Here is a 24,727-nt window from a genome sequence, read left to right as displayed (position 1 = left end):
AGATAGTCTATCTCGCTCCGTAAGTTCTTGCGTGCCGGTATGACGGGCGGCGCACGCACGTCGCACTGCCGCAACACCTATGCCTGGCGCGTGACAGTTTGACGTCGGGGACGTGGCACGCGAGATGCTCCCGATATAATGATCGGCTTCCCGTAGCCTTCGTACGAGATCAGAGAAATATGAAGAAGCTCGCCGTACCCCTTGCCCTCTCGCTCAGCCTCGGCGCGTGCGCGTGGTTCCAGAGCAATCCGGATGCAGGCCAGCCGGTCATCGATTCCACGACTAACCGGTCGGTTCAGGACGTGATCTCCTGCCTGACCGTGGAAGCGACGCACCACGGCGCCAGCTTCTCGACCTCGCCGCTGCCGCAAGGCCAGATGCTCGAGTTCGGCGACTCGAACGTGATCAAGATCCGCGCCGACAACGGCACGACCACCTACCGCTATTACGCGGGCAAGCGCCACGCCTCGAACCTGTGGATCGAGGGGGCGAGCAAAACCTGCGCGCCCTGAAATTTTGACGCCGGGCTTTCAGCGCGGCGCGGCGCGCCTGGTTCGATTACATCTTCTTACGTGACGTTACGCGCTGTAGCGCCGTGACACATTTTGGCGGGCGGTTTTAAGAATCGCTTAAGTCTTCGTCAGCATCATGCGCTGACCGAAAAGAAACGAACGCAGCAGGAGGTCCCGTGAACCAGCAAGAACCGCAGAACCAGGCAACGAGCGCCGCTACGCCGGCAGCGAAGCCCGCACGCCGCACGCTGCTGCGCCGGCTGCTGAGCCACCACGAGCTCGCCACGCTCCTGTTGCTGCTGCACGCGCCGATCGACGCGCAAGCGAAACCCGAGATTCCGATGCTACAGGAAGCGGGCCTCGTCGAGCCGGTCATGGACGACGCCGGCGCATCGCGTATCCGCCTCACTTCGGAAGGCAACGCGATCCTGCAAGGGCTCGGCCTCGCGCGCTGACGCGCCCTGCACCGCCCCGGCACACATTACGCAAAAGGGCGGCGGCACGCTTGACGTGCCGCCGCCCTTTTTGTTTGCTTGTTGTGTGCCTCAAGCTGCGCGAGCCGCGCTTGCCTGAACCCGGATCAGGCCGGCTCCAGTTCCTCGCCTTCGCTTGCGAGCGCCGCTGCCTCGTCTTGCAGGCGCAGCAGCCGGTAGCCGCTCTTGTATACCGGTTGCAGCCGGAAACCGTTCGGCTCGTCGATCTCGAGCAACAGGCGCAGGCGCGACACATGGCTGTCGATCGTGCGCGTGAGCGTGTGCAACTCGCGGCCCCACACCATCGCATAAATGTGGTCGCGCGAGAGCACCCGCCCGATGTTCGCGAAAAACAGCGAAGCAAGCCGGTATTGCGTGCTGGACAGCAGCACGGGCTTGCCGTGTACGCTGACCGCCTGGCGCCGCATGTCGAAGTGGTACGGCCCGGCGTGGATCGTGGTGTTGTCGTAGCGGTCGGGGAACGCGCGGCGCAGGAGCGCGTTCACGCGCGCGCGCAGCACGGAAGGACAAACCGGCAGGCACACATAGTCGTCGGCGCCGACCGAGAACGCGCGCACCACGCTCTCGTCCGACATGTCCTCCGAAACGAACAGCACCGGAATCTGGCTGCCGTTCACGGCGCGCAACGTTTTCACCAGTTCCGAGCCCGCCAGCCGCGAACCCTGCCAGTCGAGCACGAGCATGTCCACGGTCGATGCGGCGAGCGTCCGGGCAAGCATGAGCGGCTCGCTGAACGGCATGCACGCGTGGCCGCATTGCGTCAGAACCCGCTCGATTTGCTGGCGGTGTACAGCGTCGCGCTGAAAAATCGCGATACGCATGATGAAGTCCTCTCATGGATCGAAAATCAAGCCGGGCAATTCTGTGGATATGTGCAAAGGCTGCCCATCGGACGAGTCCGAATTGCACCCAGACTCGCCCTCACCCGGCTGATTTCCGACAACGATCGGCACACGCCCTGACGGCCGCCTACCCCGGCGTGCCTGGCCCCCTGCAAGCTTCCTGTAGAATTGCGCGCTGGCCTGAACTCGTCGGCGCGTCCGCCCACCCGTACGGACGCGCTGTTGCCGTGCCCCACCCTCGCGCCCACTTTCCGACGACCGCCGCCCCCGCGCCACGCGCGCACCAGGCAAATTCGGCCATCACGGACGTCCACACGCGTTCCTTACAACGTCGTACATAACAAACACCCTGGTTTTTCGGAAATGCAAGCAACAGACATCGACGTGCGCGCGCCAGCCGCCACGCGCGCGCTCACACGCAGCGACTACAAGACGCTGGCGCTCGCGGCGCTCGGCGGGGCCCTGGAGTTCTACGACTTCATCATCTTCGTGTTCTTCGCGCCGGCCATCGGCCAGTTGTTCTTCCCCGCAACGATTCCCGACTGGCTGCGTCAGCTCCAGACGTTCGGCATCTTCGCGGCGGGCTACCTCGCGCGCCCGCTCGGCGGCATCGTCATGGCGCACTTCGGCGACCTGCTCGGCCGCAAGCGCATGTTCACGCTCTCCGTGCTGCTGATGGCGCTGCCCACGCTCGCCATGGGCTGCCTGCCCACCTATGCGACGATCGGCGTGCTCGCGCCGGTGCTGCTCCTCACGCTGCGCGTGCTGCAAGGCGCGGCCGTGGGCGGCGAGGTGCCGGGCGCGTGGGTGTTCGTCTCCGAGCACGTGCCGCGCCGCCACATCGGCTATGCGTGCGGCACGCTCACGGCGGGCCTCACGTTCGGCATCCTGCTCGGCTCGCTGATCGCCGCGGCGGTCAACCATCACTACGCGCCGGGCGACATCGCCGCGTATGCCTGGCGCATTCCGTTCCTGATCGGCGGGCTGTTCGGCATGTTCTCGGTGTACCTGCGCCAGTGGCTGCACGAAACGCCGGTATTCGCGGAGATGCAGGCGCGCAAGTCGCTCGCCGACGAAATTCCGCTCAAGGCCGTGCTGCGCGACCACGGCCGCGCCGTGATCGTCTCGATGCTGCTCACGTGGATGCTGTCGGCCGCCATCGTCGTCGTGATCCTGATGACGCCGCCGCTCCTGCAAAAGCAGTTCCATCTCGACGCCACCACGTCGCTGCTCGCCAACTGCGTGGCGACGCTCTTCCTCACGGTCGGTTGCGTCACCGCGGGCGCGCTCGCGGACCGCTTCGGCGCGCGCCGCGTGCTCGCCATTGGCGGCATTGCGCTGGCCATCTCGTACTACACGCTGTTCCGCCAGATCGCCGTGGACAGCTCGCTGCTCATGCCGCTCTACGCGGTGGCCGGGCTGCTGGTCGGGACTATCGGCGCGGTGCCTTATGTGATGGTGAACGCGTTCCCGCCCGTGGTGCGCTTCTCGGGCATCTCGTTCTCGTACAACGTGGCGTATGCCGTGTTCGGCGGCCTCACGCCGATCGTCGTCGCGCTCATGATGAAGTCCGCGCCGCTCGCGCCCGCGTACTACGTCGCCGCGATCTGCGTGCTCGGCGCGATCACGACGCTGTTCTTCAAAGACCCGCAGCGCGACGAGTAAGCACGTACTCCGTGCGCCTTCAGTGCGCACTGAAGGCGCACGGGACGGCCCCGCCGTTCCGGCGCCATTTTTCCGGCGGCTTCGACGATTCACCCCAGGCCGAAACGTCGCAGCCGGCATGCGCCCTACGATGGGTGCATGAATACCTCACACCCCACCCCCGCCCCCGTCCACTTCACGCCCGCCCTCACGCGCATCGTCGCGACAGTCAGCGTGGGCTTCGTGGTCACGCAGCTCGACGTCACCATCGTCAATATCGCGCTCGCGCGCATCGCTACCGACCTCCACACGAGGGTCGCGGGCCTGCAATGGATCGTCGACGCCTACACGCTCGCCTTCGCGGTGCTGATGCTCTCGGGCGGCGTGCTCGGCGAGCGTTACGGCGCGCGCCGCCTCTATGCCGCCGGGCTCGTGGTGTTCGCGCTCGCCTCGCTCGCGTGCGGCCTTGCCGCCAATGCGGCGATGCTGGTCGCCGCCCGCGCGCTGCAAGGCGCGGGCGCGGCGGCCATGCTGCCGAACTCGCTTGCGCTGCTCAACGAGGCGTGCCGCCATGACCGGGCGCTGCGGGCACGCGCCGTGGGCTTCTGGACCGCCGCGGGCGCCATTTCGATCGCCGCCGGGCCGGTGGCGGGCGGCCTGCTGATCGCGGCTTTCGGCTGGCGCAGCATTTTTCTCGTGAACCTGCCGCTGTGCGCGGCCGGCCTCGCGGCCACGCTCGCCTGGATTCCGGCGCCGCGCCGCCATGCACGTGAACCCGGCGCGGCGGCCACGGCAGGGGTAGCGGCGGCCGCGCGCAGCCTCGACGTGCGCGGCCAGGTGCTCGCCGTGGTGGCGCTCACGGCGTTCACGGGCGCGGTGATCGAATGGCGTCCGCTCGGCTTCATGCACTGGGCGGTGGCGGGCGGCTTCGCGCTCGCGTTCGCCGCGGGCTTCGCCTTCGTTTCGCTCGAAGCGCGCGTGCGCGATCCGATGCTGCCGCTCGCCATGCTGCGCAACCGCACGTTCAGCGCGGCGGTGCTGTTCGGCATCTGCGTGAATCTCACCTATTACGGCACCGTGTTCGTGCTCGCGCTCTACCTGCAACACGCGCGCGGCGAGACGCCGTTGCAGGCGGGGCTCGCGTTCGTGCCGCTGACCGGCGGCTTCCTGCTGTCGAACATCGTGAGCGGGCATGTGGTGGCGCATTACGGCACGCGCCGGCCGATGGTCGTCGGCGCGCTCCTCGCCGGGGCCGGTTACGCGTTGCTAACGACGGTGGACGCCGCGACGCCGCTCGCCTTCGTGCTCCTCGCCTTCCTGCTGATTCCCTCGGGCATGGGGCTGGCCGTCCCGGCGATGACGACAGCGGTGCTCTCCTCGGTCGAACCGGCGCGCGCGGGCACGGCCTCGGCGCTGCTCAATACGGCGCGTCAGGCGGGCGGTGCGGTGGGTGTGGCGGCGTTCGGCGCGCTCGCGGGCGGCGCGTTCGCGGCGCAGGTGGTGGCCGGCCTGCGAGCGGAGGCCGCGATCTCGACGGCGCTCCTGCTCACGGCGGCGGGGCTGGCGTGGTTCGTGAGGACCGCTGCGGCGCACGCGGGGGCGCGCCCGGCTGCGGCGCCGCGCCTGAACGAGTCGCGCTGACGCCCTGCAAGGCGGCTACAGCGACGCCTCCTGAATCGCGCCGGAGTCGATCGCGCGTTCGATCAGCCCTTCGTTCTGCGCCTTGCGAATGGCGTGCGCGATGAGCTGGTCCGGCTCCTCCAGCTCGGCCTTGAGTGCGCCGAGCAGGCCGGTGGCGTCGAGGATCACGAGCGTCTTGGCCGTATCCGCATAACTGATGAACACGCGCCGCGTGCCGTCTTCGGCGAGGCTCGCGCAGAATTGCTCCGGCTTGCCCGCCACGTTGTAATCGAAGTTCTGTATCAAGGCCTGCTCCCTGGTCGTCCGGTTGCCCGGTGGTTGTGCCGTTTTGCCCGCTGCCGTGGGCGCCTAGCCGCGCAGGCCGCCGCGCGGCGCGCGCAAGCCATCGACAGAAGCACGTCCCGCGCCCGTTACGGTGAGCAGCAGGAAACCACCCGCGATCGCCACGTTCTTCCAGAAGTGCACCACTGCGTCCTGTTGCAACGCGGCTTGCGTCATGTTCCAGAAGTCATGTCCGAATATCGCCGTAACGACAGCGTACACGGCAAGCAGGAAGGCCACAGCGCGCGTGCGCATGCCCAGCACGAGCGCAATGCCGCCGAGCAGTTCGATGACCGTCGCCACGATCGCCGCATACGAGGCATAGGGCACGCCCTTCGAATGAAGGTAGCCGACGAACCCCGCATACCCCAGCAGCTTCATGGCCCCACCCCAAAGGAACAGGATGGCAAGGGCGACACGGGCGATGAAGATGATGAGGGAATCGGCGGGACGGGTCATGAAGGGCTCCGGTATGCAATATCGGAATGACCGTGGCGCTTGCGCTCAGTTCCCCCAACCTTCCCACAACATGAAACGGAGACAGCAGGCAAACCCCGATGGACGAACGCGGGCCGCGCACGATAGCGCCAACGGCTACGTGCGAATGCCACTCGGGACCACTCGGAAATTGATTCGGAATGCTATGGAATGGGAGCAGCGAGCCGGGCGGCGAAACCGTTGCGCGAGCGATCCGGCGAGGAGCCTGCGCGCACGCCGTCGCCGCTCTGGCACGCTCAATGCTTGTGACGCATGCCGTGCGGACGATGGGCGTCGAGCCAGCGCGTGAAGCGCTCCTCGAGCAAGCCCCTGCTGCGGCGCGACACGGCCCACATGGCCGCGCACACCAGCACCATCACGGCTGGTCCGAGCAGGTAAGCAGCAACGGTTTCCCTCATGGCGGTCTCCTCTGCGCGACGCCACAGCCACAGTACGTGAGACTTTTCATTCTAGGCGATCGCACGGTCCAGCGTATACGTCCTCCATAAATGCCGCAGGGGCTTGTTACGGAGGTTTTCATATATTCGATAACGGCCGCGCGCGGCGCGGACTTTACCTCAGACGTAATGGTCTTGCGCGCGCGTTTCGCTAGAATCGGCGGCATGAACACGCTCGCCTCCACACTGCCGGCCACCGCGGCCGGCGCCGCGCGCCGCAGCGTCGGCGAGATGCTGCGCGACTGGCGCATGCGCCGCCGCATGAGCCAGTTGCTGCTCGCCACGGAAGCGGAGATTTCGACCCGCCATCTGAGCTTCGTCGAATCGGGCCGCGCGCTGCCGAGCCGCGAAATGGTCATGCATCTCGCGGAGCAGCTCGACGTGCCGCTGCGCGAGCGCAACGCGCTGCTCATGGCGGCGGGCTATGCGCCGCTCTACCGCGAGCGCGCCCTGGACGACCCGCAGCTTGCCGCCGCGCGCGAGGCCGTCGATCTCGTGCTGCGCGGGCACGAGCCCTATCCCGCCGTGGCGGTGGACCGCCACTGGAACATCGTCGCCGCGAACGGCGCGCTCGCCCCCCTTATCGGCGATGCGTCGCCCGCCCTGCTCGACGCGCCGATCAACGCGCTGCGGCTTTCGCTGCATCCCGCAGGCATCGCGCCGCGCATCGTCAACTGGCACGCGTGGCGCGCGCATCTGCTCACGCGCCTGCAACGCCAGATCGATGCGAGCGGCGACCCCGCGCTTGCCGCCCTGCACGAAGAACTCGCGGCCTACCCGACGCCGCCCGGCGTGGCGGCCGCGAGCATCGAGCCGCTCACGCATCACATCGCCGTGCCGCTGCGCGTGCGCACGGCGCTAGGCGAGCTGGCGTTCTACAGCACGACCACCGTATTCGGCACGCCCGTCGACATCACGCTCTCCGAGCTCGCGATCGAAGCGTTCTTCCCCGCCGACCCGCAAACGGCGCAGGCGTTGCGCGACGCCATGCGCTGATGCGCAGGCGGTCGCTTTCCTCGCAACTTCAAGCGCGTGCCGCCAGCCACGGCCGAATCCAGCCAAGGCCCGCAGACGTATCGGCGCGCGGCCGGTATTCGCAGCCGATCCAGCCGTCGTAGCCCAGTTCGTCGATGCGCGCGAGCAACCACGGGTAATTGAGCTCGCCGCTGTCGGGTTCGTGGCGCTCGGGCACGCCCGCGATCTGAATGTGACCGATGCCCGCCATGTCGCGCGCGAGTTTCACGGCGAGATCGCCCTCGACGATCTGGCAGTGGTAGCAATCGAACTGCACGCGCAAATTCGGCGCGCCCACTTCCGCGCAGATCGCGTGCGCGTCGTCCTGACGGTTGAGCAGGTAGCCGGGCATGTCGCGTGTATTGATCGGCTCGATCAGCACGTCGATGCCGTCGGCCGCAGCCACGCGTGCCGCGTAGCCAAGACGCTCCAGGTACAGATCGCGCTGCGCCGCGCGCGACGCCTCATGCGCGACGAGTCCCGCCATCACGTGAATCTTGCGGTTGCCAAGGACGCGCGCATAGTCGAGCGCGGTGTCGATGCTGCGGCGAAACTCGTCCTCGCGCCCCGGCAGCGAAGCGATGCCGCGCTCGCCCGCCGCCCAGTTTCCCGGCGGCGCGTTGAAGAGCGCCTGGACGAGCGACGCGCCGTCGAGCCGCGCCTTGATTTGCGCGGCCGGATGTTCATACGGAAACAGATACTCCACGGCTTCGAAGCCGTCGCGCGCCGCGGCGGCGAAGCGGTCGAGAAACGCGTGCTCGTTGTACATCATCGAGAGATTGGCGGCAAAGCGCGGCATCGAAGTCACTCCAGTGGTTTGCATGACGGCTGATGCCGGTATTGTCGGGCAAAGCGGGGGCGCGCGTGAAGTTGGCCTCAGCCGTTGGCAGCCGGCCGATCTCGGGAATATGTCCACGTCATGAAATGAAACTGGAATAAAGATTCTGGATTCATGCGCACGCAACAATCGCCCCATTCATCCCAATCCAATTCTTGCCCTGGCGTATAACGCGCCTCATTTCCCGATGACAACCTCCACGTTTGATGCCGATTTACCACATGCTTCGAACTCCATATTTAAATCCCGGAAACACACAGCCTCACGATTCACTGCGTTTTCCCCAGAAATCCCACAACTTTCTTGCACTTGATGAAAAATTTGAAACACCATTCGTTTTCAAACATATTCATCGTTATTGTGCATATTGCATATCCGACATTTTGCCAACTTCCTGTCAATGATTTCTGGAATTCGTTATATCCATTCATATACGTCGAAATAGATTTCATTCATCCCCTTTACATCTTCTCAATCCTTCTCCTAAATTACGGTAGTCCCCGACGTACAAGCTGGAGATGACATGAGCCATTTTCTGGATCGTCTGCGTTACTTCACGGCGGCACGCACGCAATTCGCCGATGGTCACGGCGCCGTCACAGACGAAGACCGAAAATGGGAGGAGGCGTACCGCACGCGCTGGCAGCACGACAAGATCGTGCGCTCCACGCACGGCGTGAATTGCACGGGCTCGTGCTCGTGGAAGATCTACGTGAAGGGCGGTATTGTCGCGTGGGAAACGCAGCAGACCGACTACCCGCGCACGCGCCCCGACATGCCCAACCACGAACCGCGCGGCTGCTCGCGCGGCGCGTCCTATTCGTGGTACCTGTACAGCGCCAATCGGCTCAAGTACCCGCTCGTGCGCAGCGCGCTCGTGAAGTTGTGGCGCGAAAAGCGCCGCACGCTCGACCCCGTTGCCGCGTGGGCGGCCATTGTCGACGACGATGCCGCGCGCAAAAGTTATCAAACGCGACGCGGTCTGGGCGGCTTCGTGCGCGCGGACTGGAGCGAAGTGCTCGAAATCGCCGCCGCGGCAAACGTGCATACCATCAAACGCCACGGTCCAGACCGCGTGATCGGCTTCTCGCCCATTCCCGCCATGTCGATGGTGTCGTATGCGGCCGGCTCGCGCTATCTCTCGCTCATCGGCGGCGTGTGCCTCTCGTTCTACGACTGGTACTGCGACCTGCCTCCCGCTTCGCCGCAAACGTGGGGCGAGCAGACCGACGTGCCCGAGTCCGCCGACTGGTACAACTCCTCGTTCATCGTGATGTGGGGGTCGAACGTGCCGCAAACGCGCACGCCCGATGCGCACTTCATGGTGGAAGCGCGCTATCGCGGCGCGAAGATCGTTTCGATCTTCCCCGACTACGCCGAAGGCGCGAAGTTCGGCGACATCTGGCTGCATCCCAAGCAGGGCACCGACGCGGCGCTCGCGCTCGCCATGGGCCATGTGATCCTCAAGGAGTATCACCTCGCGGGCAAAAGCGCTTATTTCGCCGACTATTGCAGCCGATTCACCGACATGTCCTGCCTCGTCACGCTCGTCGAGCGCGACGGCCAGTACGTGCCCGACCGCTATCTGCGCGCCTCCGACTTCGACGGCGCGCTCGCGCAGGACAACAACCCCGAGTGGAAGACCGTAGTGATCGACAGCGCGACGAATGAATTCGCGGTGCCGCTCGGCTCGGTCGGCTTTCGCTGGGGCCAGCAGGAAGGCGCCGATCGCGGCAAGTGGAATCTGCGCGAGGAAGGCGTCAACGGCGCGCCGCTCAAGCCCGCGCTCTCGCTCGTCGAAAAGCACGACGATGTGGTGGACGTGCTGTTCCCCTACTTCGGCAACGTCGCGCATCCACATTTCCCGCACACCTCGCACGGGCCGGTGCTGAACCGTCGCATTGGCGTGCGGCGTGTCGCGACGGCCGCCGGCGAGCGGCTCGTGGCCACCGTCTACGATCTTTTCGTGGCGAACTACGGGCTCGACCAGGGCCTGGGCGGCAAGGACATCGCGCACAGCTACGACGACGACGTGCCCTACACGCCCGCGTGGCAGGAAGCGATCACGGGCGTGAAGCGCGCGGACGTCATCAACGTCGCGCGCCAGTTCGCCGAGAACGCCGACAAGACCGAAGGCCGCTCGATGGTCATCATCGGCGCGGGCATCAATCACTGGTTCCACATGGACATGGCGTACCGCGCCATCATCAACATGCTCGTGATGTGCGGCTGCATCGGCAAGTCCGGCGGCGGCTGGTCGCATTACGTGGGCCAGGAAAAATTGCGTCCGCAAACGGGCTGGACCGCGCTTGCTTTCGCGCTCGACTGGAGCCGGCCGCCGCGCCAGATGAACGCCACGTCGTTCTTCTACGCGCACACCGACCAGTGGCGCTACGATCCGATGAACCCAACGGATCTGCTTTCGCCGCTCGCGAACAAGGCCGACTTTCACGGCGCGCCGATCGACTACAACGTGCGCGCCGAGCGCATGGGCTGGCTGCCTTCGGCCCCGCAGCTCGCGAGCAATCCGCTGGAACTGGGCCGCTCGCTCGAAGACCCCGCGAAAGCCGGTGCCGAAGTGGCGCGACGCGTGAAGGACGGCAGCCTCAAGCTCGCCTGCGAAGACCCCGATAATCCCGCCGTATTCCCGCGCAATCTGTTCGTGTGGCGCTCGAACCTGCTCGGCTCGTCGGGCAAGGGGCATGAGTACTTCCTCAAGCATCTGCTCGGCACAACGAACGGTGTGCAAGGCGAGGAAGTGGTGAAAGACGGTGTACCGCGTCCCGAGGAAGTCGTCTGGCACGAAGAGGCGCCGCAAGGCAAGCTCGACCTGCTCTGCACGCTCGACTTCCGCATGTCGACGACGTGCATGTACTCGGACATCGTGCTGCCCACGGCCACGTGGTACGAGAAGGACGACATGAACACGTCCGACATGCACCCGTTCATTCACCCGCTTTCCGCCGCCGTGGACCCCGCGTGGCAAGCGCGCAGCGACTGGGACATTTTCAAGGCCATCGCGAAGCGCTTTTCCGAATTGAGCGTGGGCCATCTCGGCGTGGAGCGCGACGTGGTGCTCGCGCCCATTGCGCACGACGCGGCGGGCGAACTCGCCCAGCCCTTCGGCGTGGACGACTGGAAGCGCGGCGAATGCGAGCCGGTTCCGGGCAAGACCATGCCGGGCGTGGTGACGCTCGAGCGCAATTACCCCGAGACGTATCACCGTTTCACCTCGCTTGGGCCGCTCATGGACAAGCTCGGCAACGGCGGCAAGGGCATTAGCTGGAATACCGAGGACGAAGTCCACGAACTCGGCGCGCTGAACTATCGCGATCAGGCGGAAGACGCCGGCGACGCGAAGGGCCGCCCGCGCATCGAGACCGCGATCGATGCCGCCGAAACGATCCTCTCGCTCGCACCCGAAACCAACGGCGCGGTCGCGAAGAAGGCGTGGGAAGCGCTCTCGAAGTTCACGGGCATCGAACACGCGCATCTCGCCGACGCGCGCGCCGACGAAAAGATCCGCTTCCGCGATATCCAGGCGCAGCCGCGCAAGATCATTTCGTCGCCCACGTGGAGCGGCATCGAGTCGGAACACGTGTCGTACAACGCGGGCTACACGAACGTGCACGAGCTGATCCCCTGGCGCACGTTGAGCGGCCGCCAGCAGCTCTACCAGGACCACGCGTGGATGCGCGCGTTCGGCGAGGCGCTGTGCGTCTACAAGCCGCCTATCGACACCGGCAGCTACGAGAAGATGGCCGGTTCGCGCTCGAACGGCAATCCCGAGCTGGCGCTGAACTTCATCACGCCGCACCAGAAGTGGGGCATTCACAGCACCTACACCGACAATCTGCTGATGCTCACGCTTTCGCGCGGCGGCCCGATCGTGTGGATCTCGGAGAAGGACGCGGCACAGATCGGCGTGGTCGACAACGACTGGATCGAATGCTTCAACGCGAACGGCGCACTCTGCGCGCGCGCCGTGGTGAGCCAGCGCATTCCGCGCGGCATGGTCATGATGTACCACGCCCAGGAAAAAATCGTGAATACGCCGGGGTCCGAAATAACGGGCACACGCGGCGGCATTCACAACTCGGTCACGCGCATTTCGCTCAAGCCCACGCACATGATCGGCGGCTACGCGCAACTCGCTTATGGCTTCAACTACTACGGCACGGTCGGCTCGAACCGCGATGAGTTCCTCATCGTGCGCAAGATGAAGAACGTCGACTGGCTCGACGCCGAGGAAACACCCGTTGGCCCCCTGCCTGCCGCCGTCAGCGCGGCCGTTCGCGAAGGAGAAGGCTCATGAAAGTGCGTGCGCAGATCGCGATGGTCCTGAACCTCGACAAGTGCATTGGCTGCCATACGTGTTCGGTGACCTGCAAGAACGTGTGGACGAGCCGCGAAGGCATGGAATACGCGTGGTTCAACAATGTGGAAACCAAGCCCGGCATCGGCTACCCGAAGGAATGGGAGAACCAGGAGCGCTGGCGCGGCGGCTGGGTACGCAAGGCCGACGGCCAGATCGAGCCGCGCCTGGGCGGCAAGTGGCGGCTGCTCGCGCAAATTTTCGCCAACCCGCATCTGCCCGAAATCGACGACTACTACGAGCCTTTCACCTTCGATTACGCGCATTTGCAGGAAGCGGGCAACACGAAGGCCACGCCCGTTGCACGGCCGCGCTCGCTCATCAGCGGCCAGCGCATGGAGAAGATCGAGTGGGGGCCGAACTGGGAAGAGATTCTGGGCGGCGAGTTCGAAAAGCGTTCGAAGGACTATAACTTCGAGAACGTGCAGAAGGATATCTACGGGCAGTTCGAGAACACCTTCATGATGTATCTGCCGCGCCTGTGCGAGCACTGCCTGAACCCCGCCTGCGTGGCCGCCTGCCCTTCCGGTTCGATCTACAAGCGCGAGGAAGACGGCATCGTGCTGATCGATCAGGACAAGTGCCGCGGCTGGCGCATGTGCGTTTCGGGCTGCCCGTACAAGAAGATCTACTTCAACTGGCATAGCGGCAAGGCAGAAAAGTGCATCTTCTGCTATCCGCGTATCGAGGCGGGGCAACCCACGGTGTGCTCGGAAACATGCGTCGGGCGCATCCGTTATCTCGGCGTGCTGCTCTACGATGCCGACCGCATTCGCGACGCAGCAAGCGTGGCCGACGAGAAGGACCTCTACCAGGCGCAGCTCGACGTGTTCCTCGACCCGTTCGACCCGGCCGTGATCGAGCAGGCCGCGCGCGACGGCGTTCCGCAAGCGTGGATCGACGGCGCACAACGCTCGCCCGTCTACAAGATGGCGATCGACTGGCGCATTGCCTTCCCGCTGCACCCCGAGTACCGCACGCTGCCGATGGTCTGGTACGTGCCGCCGCTCTCGCCCATCAATTCGGCCGCCAACAGCGGCGAGCTGGGCATGAACGGGTGGCTGCCCGACGTGCACTCGCTGCGCATTCCGCTTCGCTACCTCGCGAACCTGCTCACGGCCGGCGACGAAAAGCCCGTGCAGCTCGCGCTGGAACGCATGCTCGCCATGCGCGCTTTCATGCGCGCGCGCAACGTGGACCGCGTGGACGCTCCGCAGGTGCTCACGCAGGTCGGGCTCTCGCTGGCCCAGGTGGAAGAGATGTATCGCTATCTCGCGATCGCGAACTACGAGGACCGTTTCGTGATTCCCACCACGCACCGCGAGTACGCGGAGAACGCCTTCGACCTGCGCTCGTCGTGCGGCTTCTCGTTCGGCAACGGCTGTTCGGACGGCAAATCGGAGGCAAGCCTGTTCGCGCCGAAAAGCGGACATCGCCAGATTCCCATTCAGGAGATCTGACCATGTTCGCGGCTCGTCCCCAGCCCATGACCTACCGGCTCGTTGCGTCGCTGCTCGAGTATCCCGATGTGCCGCTCGTCGAAGCGGTGCATGAACTGCGCGCGATCGTGCGCAGCGAGCGTGCGTTCGGCGCCGAGGCGCGCGAGAGGCTCGAACGCTTCATCGACTATCTCGGCTCGCGCGATCTGCTCGCGCTGCAAGAGAACTACGTTGCCTTGTTCGATCGCGGCCGCGCGACTTCGCTGCATCTGTTCGAGCACGTGCACGGCGAATCGCGCGATCGCGGCCAGGCGATGATCGACCTCGTTCAGACCTACGAGAAGCACGGCATGCTGCTCCAGCCGGGCCAGTTGCCCGACTATCTGCCCGTGTTCCTCGAATACCTCTCGATTCTGGAGCCGAACGAGGCGCGCGCACTGCTGGCCGAAACCACGGCGATTCTCCAGTCGATCACGGCCGAGCTGAGCCGCCGCAACAGCCATTACGCGTACGTGATCGGCGCGCTGCTGCCGCTCGCGGGCGCGGGCGGCGCCGACCTGCCCGACGCCGCGCACGACGACGACGCGGGCAAGCCGCACGACAAGGACCACCTGCAAGCGCTCGACGCGGCCTGGGCCGACGAACCGGTGCAATTCATGGGCGCGGAACGGCCTGCGGTTGCGCCTGTGGAGTTTCACCCGCGCCGCGCGCCGCGCTAGACAGCCGCCACCTGCAACACGCGATCCGGATACACCGTTCGAACGCCGTTGGCAAAAAAGCAAGCAAGGAGCCGTCATGGGCAACTACCTCCATCAGTTTCTGTTCGGCATCTATCCGTATATCTGCCTGGCCGTCTTGCTGTTCGGCTCGCTCGTGCGCTTCGACCGCGAGCAGTACACGTGGAAGAGCGACTCGTCGCAATTGCTGCGGCGCGGCTCGCTGCGCCTTGGCAGCAACCTGTTCCACTGGGGCATTCTGGTCGTGGTGATGGGCCACTTCGTCGGCTTTCTCGCACCGCACTGGCTGGTCGCGCCTTTCATCTCCGCCACCGTGCACCAGTTGCTCGCGATGGTGGCGGGCGGCGTGGCGGGCAGCTTCGCGATTGTCGGCCTCACGATCCTGATCGCGCGGCGGCTGGGCGACACGCGTATCCGCGTGAACAGCAAGACGTCGGATATCGTCATCGTGTTCATGCTGTGGGCGCAGCTCGCGCTCGGGCTCGCCACCGTGGTGCTCTCCGCGCGCCACATGGACGGCATGATGTTCGAACAGCTCACTGACTACGTGAAAGGCGTGGTGACCTTCCGGCCCAACATCGCGGGCCTGCTCGACGGCGTGCCGCTCGTGTACCAGACGCACATCGCGCTGGGCTTCACCATCTTCCTCGTTTCGCCGTTCACGCGCATGGTCCATATCTGGAGCGGCATCGCTTCGGTTTTCTATCTGATCCGCCCGTACCAGCTCGTGCGCAAGCGCTAATCCTCCCTCCACCGGAACCAGGAGCGCAATCGATGACGAACGCGGCCCCGCATGACCTTGCCCTCGACCAGCCCGCGCGTGTAAACGACGTCGAGATCGGCCTCGCGGCGATCGAGACCGAGCGCGGCAATCACACCGACGACCCTGACCCCGCGCTCGCCGCACGGCGCGCGCTCGTCGTGCACGAGCTGTTGCGCCAGCGCGCCACGGCGCTCGGCCTGATCGCGCCGGACGCCGAGCTCGACGACGCCGTGCTCGACACGCTGCTGGCGCGCGAACTGCGCGTGCCCGAGCCCACGCCCGAGGACTGCGAACGCTACTACGCGCAACACGCCAAACGTTTCGTTCGCAACGAACTGGTGTACGCGAGCCACATTCTCTTCGCCATCACCGAGCGTGTGCCGCTCGCGCTGCTGCGCCAGAAGGCGGAGGAAACGCTGCGCGAACTCCAGCAAACGCCCGACACCTTCGAGGCGCTGGCGCGGCAGTTCTCGAACTGCCCTTCGGCGGGCGTGGGCGGCAGCCTCGGCCAGCTCGCGCGCGGCGACACCGTGCCCGAGTTCGAAGCGGCGCTGTTCGACGCCACCGACATCGGCATCGTGCCGCGCCTCGTGCGCACGCGCTACGGCTTTCATCTCGTGCGCGTGGACCGGCGCGTGCCGGGCGACCCCGTAGCGTATAGCGAGGTGTCCAGCGACATCGCGCGCTTTCTCAGCGAGCGCGTGCGCCACAAGGCCATTCAGCAGTACGTATCGATACTCGCATCCGAAGCGACGCTCGAAAACGCGGCACTGGAAGCCGCAACGAGTCCCCTCGTCCAGTGACGTCGACGTGCACCCCCACGCGATGGAGGCAACATGAATCTGCGTAGCGAATCGGCGCGCCCCGTGACGGGCGCCGCGCAACCGGAGAAGGTCGGCGCGAAGGCCTGGTCCGTCCTGCTCGTGAGCACGCTCGCGTTTCTCGTATGTTTCGTGGTGTGGATGATGTTCGGCGTGCTCGGCGTGCAGTTGCGCGAGGAACTCCAGCTCAACAGCACCGAGTTCGGCCTGCTTACCGCCACGCCCGTGCTCACCGGCGCGATCATGCGTTTGCCGCTCGGCGCGTGGACCGACCGCTTCGGCGGGCGCATCGTCATGACCACGCTGCTCGTGGTGTGCGCGGTGCCCGTGTATATCGTCAGCTACGCGAGCGAGCTGTGGCAGTTCCTGCTCATCGGCCTCTTTCTCGGCTGCGTGGGCGCGTCGTTCGCGGTGGGCACGCCTTACGTCGCGCGCTTTTTCCCGCCCAGCCAGCGCGGCTTCGCCATGGGTTTCTTCGGCGCGGGCACGGTGGGCGCGGCCGTCAACCTGTTCGTCACGCCGCAGCTCGAAAATCTCTACGGATGGCGCTTCGTGCCGCGCGTCTACGCCGTCGCCCTGCTCGTGACCGCCGTCATTTTCTGGTTAGGCTCGGCGCGCGACCCCGGCGCGGGCAAGTCGGGCGGCTCGCTGCTGGACACATTCAAGGTGCTGGCCGACCCGCGCGTGTGGCGCCTGTGCCAGTATTACTCGATCACCTTCGGCGGCTTCACCGCCCTCTCGCTGTGGATTCCGCAATACCTGAAGGCCGAGTACGGCATGTCGCTCGTCATGGCTTCGGCCTTCGCCGCGGGCTTCTCGCTGCCAGGCTCGATCCTGCGGGCGGTCGGCGGCGTACTCGCCGACAAGCTGGGCGCGCATACGGTCACCTGGTGGGGCCTGTGGGTGGCGTGGATCTGCCTGTTCATCCTCTCGTACCCGCCCACGGACTTCGTGATCCACACGATCGATGGTCAGGCGGCGCTCCACATCAACATGCCGCTGTTCGGCTTCGTCGCGGTGGCCTTCGTGCTGGGCGCGGTGTTCGCGTTCGGCATGGCCTCGACGTTCAAGTACGTGGCCGACGACTTTCCCACCAACATGGGCGTCGTGACCGGCATTGTCGGCCTGGCGGGCGGCCTCGGCGGCTTTCTGCTGCCGATCCTGTTCGGCATGCTGCTCGACTGGCTCAAGATCCGTTCGAGCTGCTTCATGCTGCTCTACGGCATTGTCTGGGTCTCGCTGATCCTGCTCTACATCTCCGAGGTCAAGCGCACGCCGATTCTCGGCCAGAGCAGCGCCTGACACGCACGCGAGCCTTCGCCTCAGGCGGCGGCCGCTGCCGCCTGAGGCTCGGGCGCCGTTACGACGAGCACGCTGCACGACACCCGGTCGAGCAGCAGGCGGTCGTCGCGCCCGTCCCACCAACGCTTGAACGGCCCGCGCCGGTGGTGGCCCAGCACGATCAGGTCGGGCATGAGCTCGGCGCAGTAGCTCGCAATCACGTCGATAGGCCGACCCACCACGAAGTGCCCGGTCGCCGCGAGCCCCTTTTCCTGGAGGCACGCCACCCCGTCGCGCAGGATTTCGCGCGCCGCCTCCTCGGCGGCCTCGAACGGCACCGCCGAGGCGATATCCGTGCCCCATTGCAGCGGCGCCTGGTCGAGCACCGCGAGCAGGTGCGTCTGGGCGTGGCACTCGCGCGCGAGGTCGGCGCCCTCGCGCAACGCGCGCCGTCCTTCGCGCGTCGCGTCGTAGCACAGCAGAATGCGTTTAAACGAGGCCATGAGCTTTCTCCCTCGCGGTTCACCCCGGAATGATGCTTTCATTATGCCAGTTATATCATGTTGTGATATAACTGGCATATGGGCTTTCGCCAGATCGTCTTTAAGGAGGCGCCATGATCATCGACAATGATTTCGAGATCGCCTACCTGCTGGTCGCCTTCGCCCTGCTCGGGGCCATCCTGGTGGGCGCCCTCGTCAGCGCGATCCACCTCGACAAATGGCATCCACGGCTCGTCGGCGCGCTGGTCGGCCTGCTGCTGGGCGCCGCTCTCATCGAAGCGGTGCCGCTGCTCACCTGAATGAACGGATACCTCGCCGATTCATCTGAGCCACCGCACCGCTTTCGTCTCTTCTTTACCGGCTTTCTCGCCGGAGCCCAATTTGTAACCAAAGACGCTTTGATGCGTCCGTTTAATAAATATTTCCTCGTGCAAATCCCGGCTTTACTCACTGAGCATATCCCGCGATAGCACGCACTCGCGCTGGTTACACCTTAGTTACACATTCGGCTGTTACAATTGTTTTGGGGTCGAATCGGCTGTTACATATTAATCCTCATCTGAATTAATCCCCAGACACGTATTTTTTACCTGTCAACGTAATTCCTTTCAAAACGTTTATTCCTGCAAGCCCCCCTGCACGGCGCCCGCACATTCGTTGCGCATGCACCGGATGCCGGGACCGAGAGCCCAAGCACCAAGGCCTTCAGACCGAATTGCCGGGGCTGGGCGGGCGTTGCGGCAGATTGCCGCAAGCACGGCTTCAAATAGCAGAAAAAATTACCGAAAATAATTTACAACAGTTGATTATTTTTTGATCCGAGGGATTGATTTCTGAGATAAGCCCTCATACAATTCCCTCCAAGGTTGTTACGAGATGTAACAACCTGTATCAAAGAGTCAGGCCCAGCCAATGAGCTAGGGCCGGCCACAAGACCAGAAAAGATACACGGCGAAAAAGCCGGGGGGTTAAATTCGGGGCTTCGGAAACTAGAGAAATGGACCGCAGCAGCGAGACGCTGGATTCTATCCGCGAAATTAATTTGTCGTATCTGATGCTCGCACAGCGCATGCTGCGCGAGGACAAGCCGGTCGGCATGTTCCGACTGGGACTGTCGTCGGAATTGGCCGATCTGCTTGGCGGACTGTCGCTCGCGCAGATCGTCAGGTTGGCCTCTTCCGACCAGCTTCTCTGTTTTTTCCGCTTCGACGATCATGCGATGTTGTCCGCGCTCACGCAGACATCCAAACATGCCGACGTGGCGGCCACTCACGCGGCCATCCTGCTTGCAGGACAGCCGGCCGGCCAATTCGCCTGAGGGTGACGTCCATGACAACGCGGCGCAGCCTCACCGAAGACGCCCAGGAAGTGTTCCGCGCGATCGCGTTGATCGAGCTGGGCGCGCGCATGCAGGTGCTGGAAAGCGAACTCACGCTCTCGCGTGACCGCATGATCCGCCTGTATCGCGAGATTCGCGGCGTGTCGCCGCCCAAGGGTATGTTGCCGTTTTCGGCGGACTGGTACATGACGTGGCTGGCCAACATCCACGCCTCGCTGTTCTATAACACGTACCTGTTCCTGAAGAATGAAGCGCGTTGCTCGCATCTCGACGCGCTCACCAAGGGGTTCCGGCTGTATCTGGAACACTGCCGCCACAGCGGGGCCGAGCCGGTGCTCGACCTCACGCGTGCGTGGACCTTGGTGCGCTTTTTTGATGCCGATATTCTGCAGTTGACGCCTTGCTGCCGTTGCGGCGGTAAATTCGTCGCGCATCGCCACGACCTTCAGCACAACGTCGTGTGCGGCGCATGCCAGCCTCCATCGCGAGCCGGCAAGACGAAAAAGGCGGCTGCAGCGCGACGGGGCGCCGAGCAGACCGAGAGCGACCTTCCGGCAGTGGTAACGTCGGATGGCATTGCCGAGGCTGCATAAGCGTAGGAGAGCCAGATCCGGATCAACCGGACTCGAGACCAAGACGCGAAACCGTCCGGTGCCTGAGCGCACCGGACGGCGAAGCGCATTCTACTTGCCGCCACGTCAGGGCGCGCGCCAGCACCCCTCCCTCTTCTAGTTCCCGGCGAACGTCTGCCAGACGAGCCACAGGTTCGCAGCCGAGATCACCACGAACAGGAACCACGCGATCAGCCGTGTGGGCAGCCGGTTCACGAACTCGCCCATCAGTGCACGATCGTTCGTCATGCGAATGAGCGGCCAAAGCGCGAACGGCAGTTGCAGGCTCAGCACCACCTGGCTTGCCACCAGCAGCTTGCCCACCGCGCCGTTACCCAGCAGCGCCACGCCCGCCACCGCCGGGATCAGCGCGAGCACGCGCGTGATGAGCCGCCGCTGGTAGCACGGAATCTTCATGCGCAGGAAGCCTTCCATGATGACCTGGCCCGCCACGGTGCCCGTAAACGTCGAGCTCTGCCCGGAGGCGAGCAGCGTCACCGCGAACAGCACCGCCGCCAGGCCCGTGCCGACGATCGGCGCGAGCAGCTTGTAGGCTTCTTCGATATCGGTGACCTGGGTGTGCCCGTTGGCGTGGAACGCCGCCGCGGCCAGGATCAGGATGGCCGCGTTGATGAGCAGCGCGAGCAGGAGCGAGACGATCGTGTCCAGGCGCGAAAGGCTGATGGCTTGCGCGAGGCTCTGGCGGTCGCGCTTGACGGCGCGCGTCTGCACGATCGACGAATGCAGGTAGAGGTTATGCGGCATGACCGTCGCGCCGAGAATGCCGATCGCGAGATAAAGCGGCTCCGCCGAGGCAATGGCGTGCCACGACGGCACCGCGCCCGCGAACACGGCGGGCCAGTGCGGCTTCACGAGCGCGAGCTGGATCACGTAGCCCAGGCCGATGGTGGCGATGAGCCCGGCCATGATCGCTTCGAGCGAGCGGAAGTTCTTGCCCTTCAGGCCGAGCACGATGAGTGTGTCGAACGCGGTGAGCACCACGCCCACCATCAGCGAGCAGCCCAGCAACAGGTGGAATGCGAGCGCGCCGCCCAGCACCTCGGCGAGATCGCAGGCGATGATCGAAAGCTCGGCGAGCGCCCACTGGCCGAGCGCCACGGGTTTCGAGTAGCGCTCGCGCGAAAGCTCCGCGAGATCGCGCTGCGTGACGATGCCCAGGCGCATGGAGAGGCATTGCAACGCGATGGCCGCGAGGCTGGAGAGCACGACCACGAACAGCAGGCTGTAACCGTAGCGCGAGCCCGCCTCGATGTCGGTGGCCCAGTTGCCGGGGTCCATATAGCCGATCGACACCAGCAGGCCGGGGCCCGCGAACTGCCAGAACTTCTTCCAGAATGGCGCGCGCGGCGAAACCTCGATGCTGCCCTGCACTTCGGAAGGGCAAAACGGCGCCGTCGCCGTGGTCGGTAGTCGGAACTCCAACGGTTCGATCCTCAAGGGTTGACGTCAACGGTTGACGTGACGCGGCGCAACACGCCGCGATCGGGCCCTCAAGTGTACAGCGTCGGCTGCGGCAGTTCCTGCAAGAGCGTGTGGCGGCCCACGTCGCGCACGCGGTAGTCGAGCGGATCGTGCAGCGTGTGCACGCGCGCGTTGCGCCAGAAGCGGTCGAGCGCGAGCGCCGCGCCCGTGGCGCGCGCGCCGCACGCTTCGAACAACTGCTCGCCGGTTTCCAGCGCGGCGCGATGCGCAACGATCTTCGCCTCCGAAATCGCGAGCGAGACTTCCGCGCGCGTGGCCGCGCCCAGCGCCTCGCCCTCTAGCCACGCGGCATCGAGCAGCGCGCCTGCGCGGTCGGCAAGCACGGCCGCCGCGAGCGACTGCACGCGCATCTCGCCGAAGCGCTGCTGCAAATACGGGTCGTCGGCCACATGCTGCACGCCCGCGTTGATCCACGGCCGCCCGTTCGCGAGCACATAAGCGCGCGCTTCTTCGAGCGCGCCTTCCGCGAGACCCACAAACAGGTTCGTGAGCACCCCTTGCGAAACGAGCGTGCGCAGCGTGGCGCGCGGCGTGTCGGGCCGCTGGAGCACCTCGGCGGCGCGCACTTCGACGTTCTCGAACGACACCGTGCCGCTATCGGTCTGCCGCTGGCCGATCGGGTCCCAGTCGTCGTGCACGGTGATGCCCGCGCGCGTGGTGGGCACGACCGCGAACACCGGGTTGCCGGTGGCGGGATCGTGCGCGCTCACGGTCATCATCTGCGAGCCGTAGGTGCCCGAGCAGAATCCCTTCTTGCCGTGCAGACGCCAGCCGCCCGCGCCATCGGACTGCGCAACGAGCCGCGTGTCGAGCGGATTCACGGCGTTGCCCCACCACCAGCGGTGCTCGACCGTGCCTTGCAGCCAGTTCGCGCGCTGCGCCGGGCTGCCCCACAATTCGACGCTCGCCACTTGCAGGCACTGGAAGCCGAGCAGATGCGCAAGCGCGCTGTCGACGCGCGCGAGCTTGCGGATGATCGTGTAGACGTCGCTCCAGCACAGGCCGGCACTGGCCGTGTCGCCTGATTGCGCACCGGACGCCGCACCAAACTGCCCGCCGAACTCGCGCGGAACTGCAATGGTGAGCAGTCCGGCGTCGGCGATGCGCTGCTTTTCGGCCGCCGCGTGGCCGCCGGCCAGGTCGCGTTGCGGGGCGCTCGCGCGCAGCGCTTCCAGCAGCGCGGCAAGACGCGCCTCCTCCTGTTCCCGACCGCGCGGCCGCAGTGTTTCGTTCATACCCGTTTTTCCCGAAAGTGATGCCCAAAAAGCGAAGCGCGCAGCGATGGACTGCGCGCGTCATGTCGAACGGTTGCGCCCGTCAGGTTCGCCGCAAGAGACGCCGCACGAGCAGGTCGCCCACGAATTGCACGGCCGCCACGATTGCGATCAGCAAGACGATCACGGTCACCATGACCGTCGTGTCGAAGCGCTGGTAGCCGTAGCGTATCGCGAGATCGCCCAGGCCGCCCGCTCCGACGGCGCCCGCCATGGCCGAGGAGCCGATCATCGCCACCACGGTGATGGTGAAGCCACCCAGCATACCGGGCAGCGCCTCGGGCAACAACACGTGCCAGACGATGTGCCGGCGCTGCGCGCCCATGGCCTGGGCGGCTTCGATCAGACCGCGATCCACTTCGCGCAGGCTCACTTCGGCCACACGCGCGAAGAACGGAATCGCGGCGATGGAAAGCGGCACCACGGCCGCCCACACGCCGATGGTCGTGCCGACCAGAAAACGCGTGAGCGGCAGCAGCGCAACCAGCAAAATGATGAAAGGCGTGGAGCGGAACGCGTTGACGAGCGCACCGAGCGTCGTGTTGAGCGCGGGCCGCTCGAAAATGCCGCCGCGCGCGGTCGTGACCAGCAGCAGCGCGAGCGGAATACCGATCAGGAGTGCGAAGATCGCCGATACGCCGACCATCAGCACCGTGTCGCGAATGCCTTCGAGCAGTTCGGAAATCCACACATCAGACATAGCCCAGCACCTCCACGCGGCTCGCGTAACGGCGCGCCTGAACGGCCAGCGTGGCCGCCTCGTCGGCGCTCGCCACCGGCGCCGACACGATGAGCCGCCCTTGCGCACGCCCCTGGATGCGTTCGATGCCGCCGTGCACGAAGCGCACGCCCTGTGCGCCGAACGCCTGCGCCAGCGTGGCGATCTCGGGCTCCTCGTCGGACTCGCCGGTGAAGCGCACGTCGAACAACGCGTGCGCACCGGCTTGCGGTGTCGCGCGCAGTCGCGCGGCCAGGTCGTCGGGAAGCTCGTGGCCCGGCGTATGCAAGAGCGCACGCGTCGCCTCGTGCTGAGGATTGCCGAACACGCGCCACACGGGCCCCTGCTCGACCACTTCGCCACGCTCGATCACGGCAACCGTGTCGCACACGTCGCGGATCACTTCCATCTCGTGCGTGATGAGCACGATGGTGACGCCCAGGCGCCGGTTGATGTCGCGCAGCAACGCGAGAATGGCGCGCGTGGTTTCGGGGTCGAGCGCCGAGGTCGCCTCGTCGCAGAGCAGGATATCGGGCTCGTGCACGAGCGCGCGCGCAATGCCCACGCGCTGCTTCTGACCGCCCGAGAGTCGCGCGGGCCACGCATCGCGGCGCTCGCTCAAGCCCACGAGGTCGAGCAGCGTGTTCACGCGCGTTTCGATGGTCGCCTTCGGCACGCCCGCGATCTTGAGCGGCAGCGCGATGTTGTCGTACACCGTTTTCGCGGAAAGCAGGTTGAAGTGCTGGAACACCATGCCGATACGCCGCCGCAGCGTGACGAGCCCGCGCTCGTCGAGCGCGCCCACGTCCACGCCGTTCACGCGCACGCTGCCGGTCGTGGGCTTTTCCAGCCCGTTCACGAGCCGCAGCAGCGTGGACTTGCCCGCGCCGCTACGCCCGATGATGCCGAACACCTCGCCGCGCGCCACCTGAAGATCGACGCCGGAAAGCGCCGCGTGCGCAGCTTTCGACTGTGCACTCGCATAGACCTTGCCGACCTGCCCGAACACCACGGCGGGCTGCGAGTCCTGCGCGTTGCGCGCCGCATCGCCCGCCGCCGGGCCCGCCTCGATGAAGCGCGCCGTCCCGAACCATTTCATCATCGCTGCTCCTCGTGCGTGAA

24 protein-coding genes are annotated in these 24,727 nt (G+C 65.6%); 14 read left to right on the top strand and 10 right to left on the bottom strand.

Features of this window, described 5'->3' with window-relative positions; translation table 11 throughout:
• Nucleotides 1–179 precede the first annotated feature (179 nt).
• A complete protein-coding gene (locus C7401_RS08685; RefSeq protein ID WP_112170963.1) occupies nt 180–512 on the top strand; it encodes a hypothetical protein in 333 nt (110 codons plus the stop codon).
• A gap of 176 nt (nt 513–688) precedes the next feature.
• Nucleotides 689–967 carry a hypothetical protein gene (locus C7401_RS08680; RefSeq protein WP_112170962.1) on the top strand — a complete coding sequence of 93 codons (279 nt, stop codon included), beginning with the start codon at nt 689–691 and terminating at the stop codon, nt 965–967.
• 125 nt (nt 968–1,092) lie between these two features.
• On the opposite strand, the gene C7401_RS08675 is transcribed toward C7401_RS08680, so the two are convergent.
• The gene (locus C7401_RS08675) at nt 1,093–1,827 is read right to left on the bottom strand and encodes a response regulator transcription factor (RefSeq protein WP_112170961.1); all 735 of its coding nucleotides are present in this window, start codon (nt 1,825–1,827) and stop codon (nt 1,093–1,095) included.
• A 384-nt stretch (nt 1,828–2,211) separates the two neighbouring features.
• Here C7401_RS08675 and C7401_RS08670 point away from each other — a divergent pair, with 384 nt between their 5' ends.
• Together C7401_RS08670 and C7401_RS08665 are read left to right on the top strand one after the other, a co-directional pair.
• Entirely contained in the window at nt 2,212–3,513 is a 1,302-nt protein-coding gene (locus tag C7401_RS08670; protein ID WP_112170960.1) for an MFS transporter, read from the top strand.
• Nucleotides 3,514–3,651: 138 nt separating this feature from the next.
• On the top strand, nt 3,652–5,133 hold the full coding sequence (locus C7401_RS08665) for an MFS transporter (protein ID WP_112170959.1): 1,482 nt from the start codon (nt 3,652–3,654) through the stop codon (nt 5,131–5,133).
• Between the two features lie 15 nt (nt 5,134–5,148).
• On the opposite strand, the gene C7401_RS08660 is transcribed toward C7401_RS08665, so the two are convergent.
• The 3 genes from C7401_RS08660 to C7401_RS44900 all read right to left on the bottom strand — a co-directional run bounded on the left by C7401_RS08660 (nt 5,149) and on the right by C7401_RS44900 (nt 6,350).
• The gene (locus tag C7401_RS08660; protein ID WP_112170958.1) at nt 5,149–5,418 is read right to left on the bottom strand and encodes a hypothetical protein; all 270 of its coding nucleotides are present in this window, start codon (nt 5,416–5,418) and stop codon (nt 5,149–5,151) included.
• Nucleotides 5,419–5,481: 63 nt separating this feature from the next.
• Nucleotides 5,482–5,913, bottom strand: a complete 432-nt coding sequence (locus tag C7401_RS08655) for a DoxX family protein (protein ID WP_112170957.1) — start codon at nt 5,911–5,913, stop codon at nt 5,482–5,484.
• A 275-nt stretch (nt 5,914–6,188) separates the two neighbouring features.
• Nucleotides 6,189–6,350 carry a hypothetical protein gene (locus C7401_RS44900; protein ID WP_165842001.1) on the bottom strand — a complete coding sequence of 54 codons (162 nt, stop codon included), beginning with the start codon at nt 6,348–6,350 and terminating at the stop codon, nt 6,189–6,191.
• A 204-nt stretch (nt 6,351–6,554) separates the two neighbouring features.
• Here C7401_RS44900 and C7401_RS08650 point away from each other — a divergent pair, with 204 nt between their 5' ends.
• Nucleotides 6,555–7,385: a helix-turn-helix domain-containing protein gene (locus C7401_RS08650; protein ID WP_258396940.1), complete on the top strand. Its 831-nt coding sequence runs from the start codon at nt 6,555–6,557 to the stop codon at nt 7,383–7,385.
• Nucleotides 7,386–7,413: 28 nt separating this feature from the next.
• On the opposite strand, the gene otnI is transcribed toward C7401_RS08650, so the two are convergent.
• Nucleotides 7,414–8,202, bottom strand: a complete 789-nt coding sequence (gene otnI / locus C7401_RS08645; RefSeq protein ID WP_112170955.1) for a 2-oxo-tetronate isomerase — start codon at nt 8,200–8,202, stop codon at nt 7,414–7,416.
• 562 nt (nt 8,203–8,764) lie between these two features.
• Here otnI and C7401_RS08640 point away from each other — a divergent pair.
• The 6 genes from C7401_RS08640 (at nt 8,765) to C7401_RS08615 (ending at nt 17,678) form a co-directional block, all read left to right on the top strand.
• Nucleotides 8,765–12,556 carry a nitrate reductase subunit alpha gene (locus tag C7401_RS08640; protein ID WP_112170954.1) on the top strand — a complete coding sequence of 1,264 codons (3,792 nt, stop codon included), beginning with the start codon at nt 8,765–8,767 and terminating at the stop codon, nt 12,554–12,556.
• Nucleotides 12,553–14,076 (top strand): nitrate reductase subunit beta, encoded by a 1,524-nt coding sequence (gene narH, locus C7401_RS08635; protein WP_112170953.1) that lies wholly within the window; start codon nt 12,553–12,555, stop codon nt 14,074–14,076. The genes C7401_RS08640 and narH overlap by 4 nt, the downstream gene beginning before the upstream one ends.
• A gap of 2 nt (nt 14,077–14,078) precedes the next feature.
• A complete protein-coding gene (narJ, locus tag C7401_RS08630; protein ID WP_112170952.1) occupies nt 14,079–14,774 on the top strand; it encodes a nitrate reductase molybdenum cofactor assembly chaperone in 696 nt (231 codons plus the stop codon).
• Between the two features lie 76 nt (nt 14,775–14,850).
• Entirely contained in the window at nt 14,851–15,534 is a 684-nt protein-coding gene (gene narI, locus C7401_RS08625; protein WP_112170951.1) for a respiratory nitrate reductase subunit gamma, read from the top strand.
• A gap of 32 nt (nt 15,535–15,566) precedes the next feature.
• Nucleotides 15,567–16,358 (top strand): peptidylprolyl isomerase, encoded by a 792-nt coding sequence (locus C7401_RS08620; protein ID WP_112170950.1) that lies wholly within the window; start codon nt 15,567–15,569, stop codon nt 16,356–16,358.
• Nucleotides 16,359–16,391: 33 nt separating this feature from the next.
• Nucleotides 16,392–17,678: an MFS transporter gene (locus C7401_RS08615; RefSeq protein WP_112170949.1), complete on the top strand. Its 1,287-nt coding sequence runs from the start codon at nt 16,392–16,394 to the stop codon at nt 17,676–17,678.
• A 20-nt stretch (nt 17,679–17,698) separates the two neighbouring features.
• Here C7401_RS08615 and C7401_RS08610 read toward each other — a convergent pair whose 3' ends face one another.
• Complete coding sequence (locus tag C7401_RS08610) at nt 17,699–18,160, bottom strand: universal stress protein (RefSeq protein ID WP_112170948.1); 462 nt, start codon at nt 18,158–18,160, stop codon at nt 17,699–17,701.
• Between the two features lie 113 nt (nt 18,161–18,273).
• Here C7401_RS08610 and C7401_RS08605 point away from each other — a divergent pair, with 113 nt between their 5' ends.
• The 3 genes from C7401_RS08605 to flhC all read left to right on the top strand — a co-directional run bounded on the left by C7401_RS08605 (nt 18,274) and on the right by flhC (nt 20,092).
• Entirely contained in the window at nt 18,274–18,459 is a 186-nt protein-coding gene (locus C7401_RS08605) for a hypothetical protein (protein WP_112170947.1), read from the top strand.
• A 698-nt stretch (nt 18,460–19,157) separates the two neighbouring features.
• On the top strand, nt 19,158–19,478 hold the full coding sequence (gene flhD, locus C7401_RS08600) for a flagellar transcriptional regulator FlhD (RefSeq protein ID WP_112170946.1): 321 nt from the start codon (nt 19,158–19,160) through the stop codon (nt 19,476–19,478).
• 11 nt (nt 19,479–19,489) lie between these two features.
• Entirely contained in the window at nt 19,490–20,092 is a 603-nt protein-coding gene (flhC, locus tag C7401_RS08595) for a flagellar transcriptional regulator FlhC (RefSeq protein WP_112170945.1), read from the top strand.
• A 135-nt stretch (nt 20,093–20,227) separates the two neighbouring features.
• Here the strand turns inward: flhC and C7401_RS08590 are convergent, their stop codons facing one another.
• From C7401_RS08590 to C7401_RS08575, 4 genes are all read right to left on the bottom strand, one after another.
• Nucleotides 20,228–21,553, bottom strand: a complete 1,326-nt coding sequence (locus C7401_RS08590) for an Nramp family divalent metal transporter (RefSeq protein ID WP_112170944.1) — start codon at nt 21,551–21,553, stop codon at nt 20,228–20,230.
• Between the two features lie 68 nt (nt 21,554–21,621).
• Nucleotides 21,622–22,848 (bottom strand): acyl-CoA dehydrogenase family protein, encoded by a 1,227-nt coding sequence (locus C7401_RS08585; protein ID WP_112170943.1) that lies wholly within the window; start codon nt 22,846–22,848, stop codon nt 21,622–21,624.
• A gap of 82 nt (nt 22,849–22,930) precedes the next feature.
• Complete coding sequence (locus C7401_RS08580) at nt 22,931–23,587, bottom strand: methionine ABC transporter permease (protein WP_112170942.1); 657 nt, start codon at nt 23,585–23,587, stop codon at nt 22,931–22,933.
• Entirely contained in the window at nt 23,580–24,707 is a 1,128-nt protein-coding gene (locus C7401_RS08575; RefSeq protein WP_112170941.1) for a methionine ABC transporter ATP-binding protein, read from the bottom strand. The genes C7401_RS08580 and C7401_RS08575 overlap by 8 nt, the downstream gene beginning before the upstream one ends.
• Nucleotides 24,708–24,727: the final 20 nt, after the last annotated feature.

This window comes from Paraburkholderia unamae, assembly GCF_003268775.1.
In the GTDB taxonomy this organism is placed as follows: Bacteria; Pseudomonadota; Gammaproteobacteria; order Burkholderiales; family Burkholderiaceae; genus Paraburkholderia; species Paraburkholderia unamae.
The sequence above is the reverse complement of the archived record's forward strand: the minus strand, read 5'-3'. Positions and strand labels throughout refer to the sequence as shown.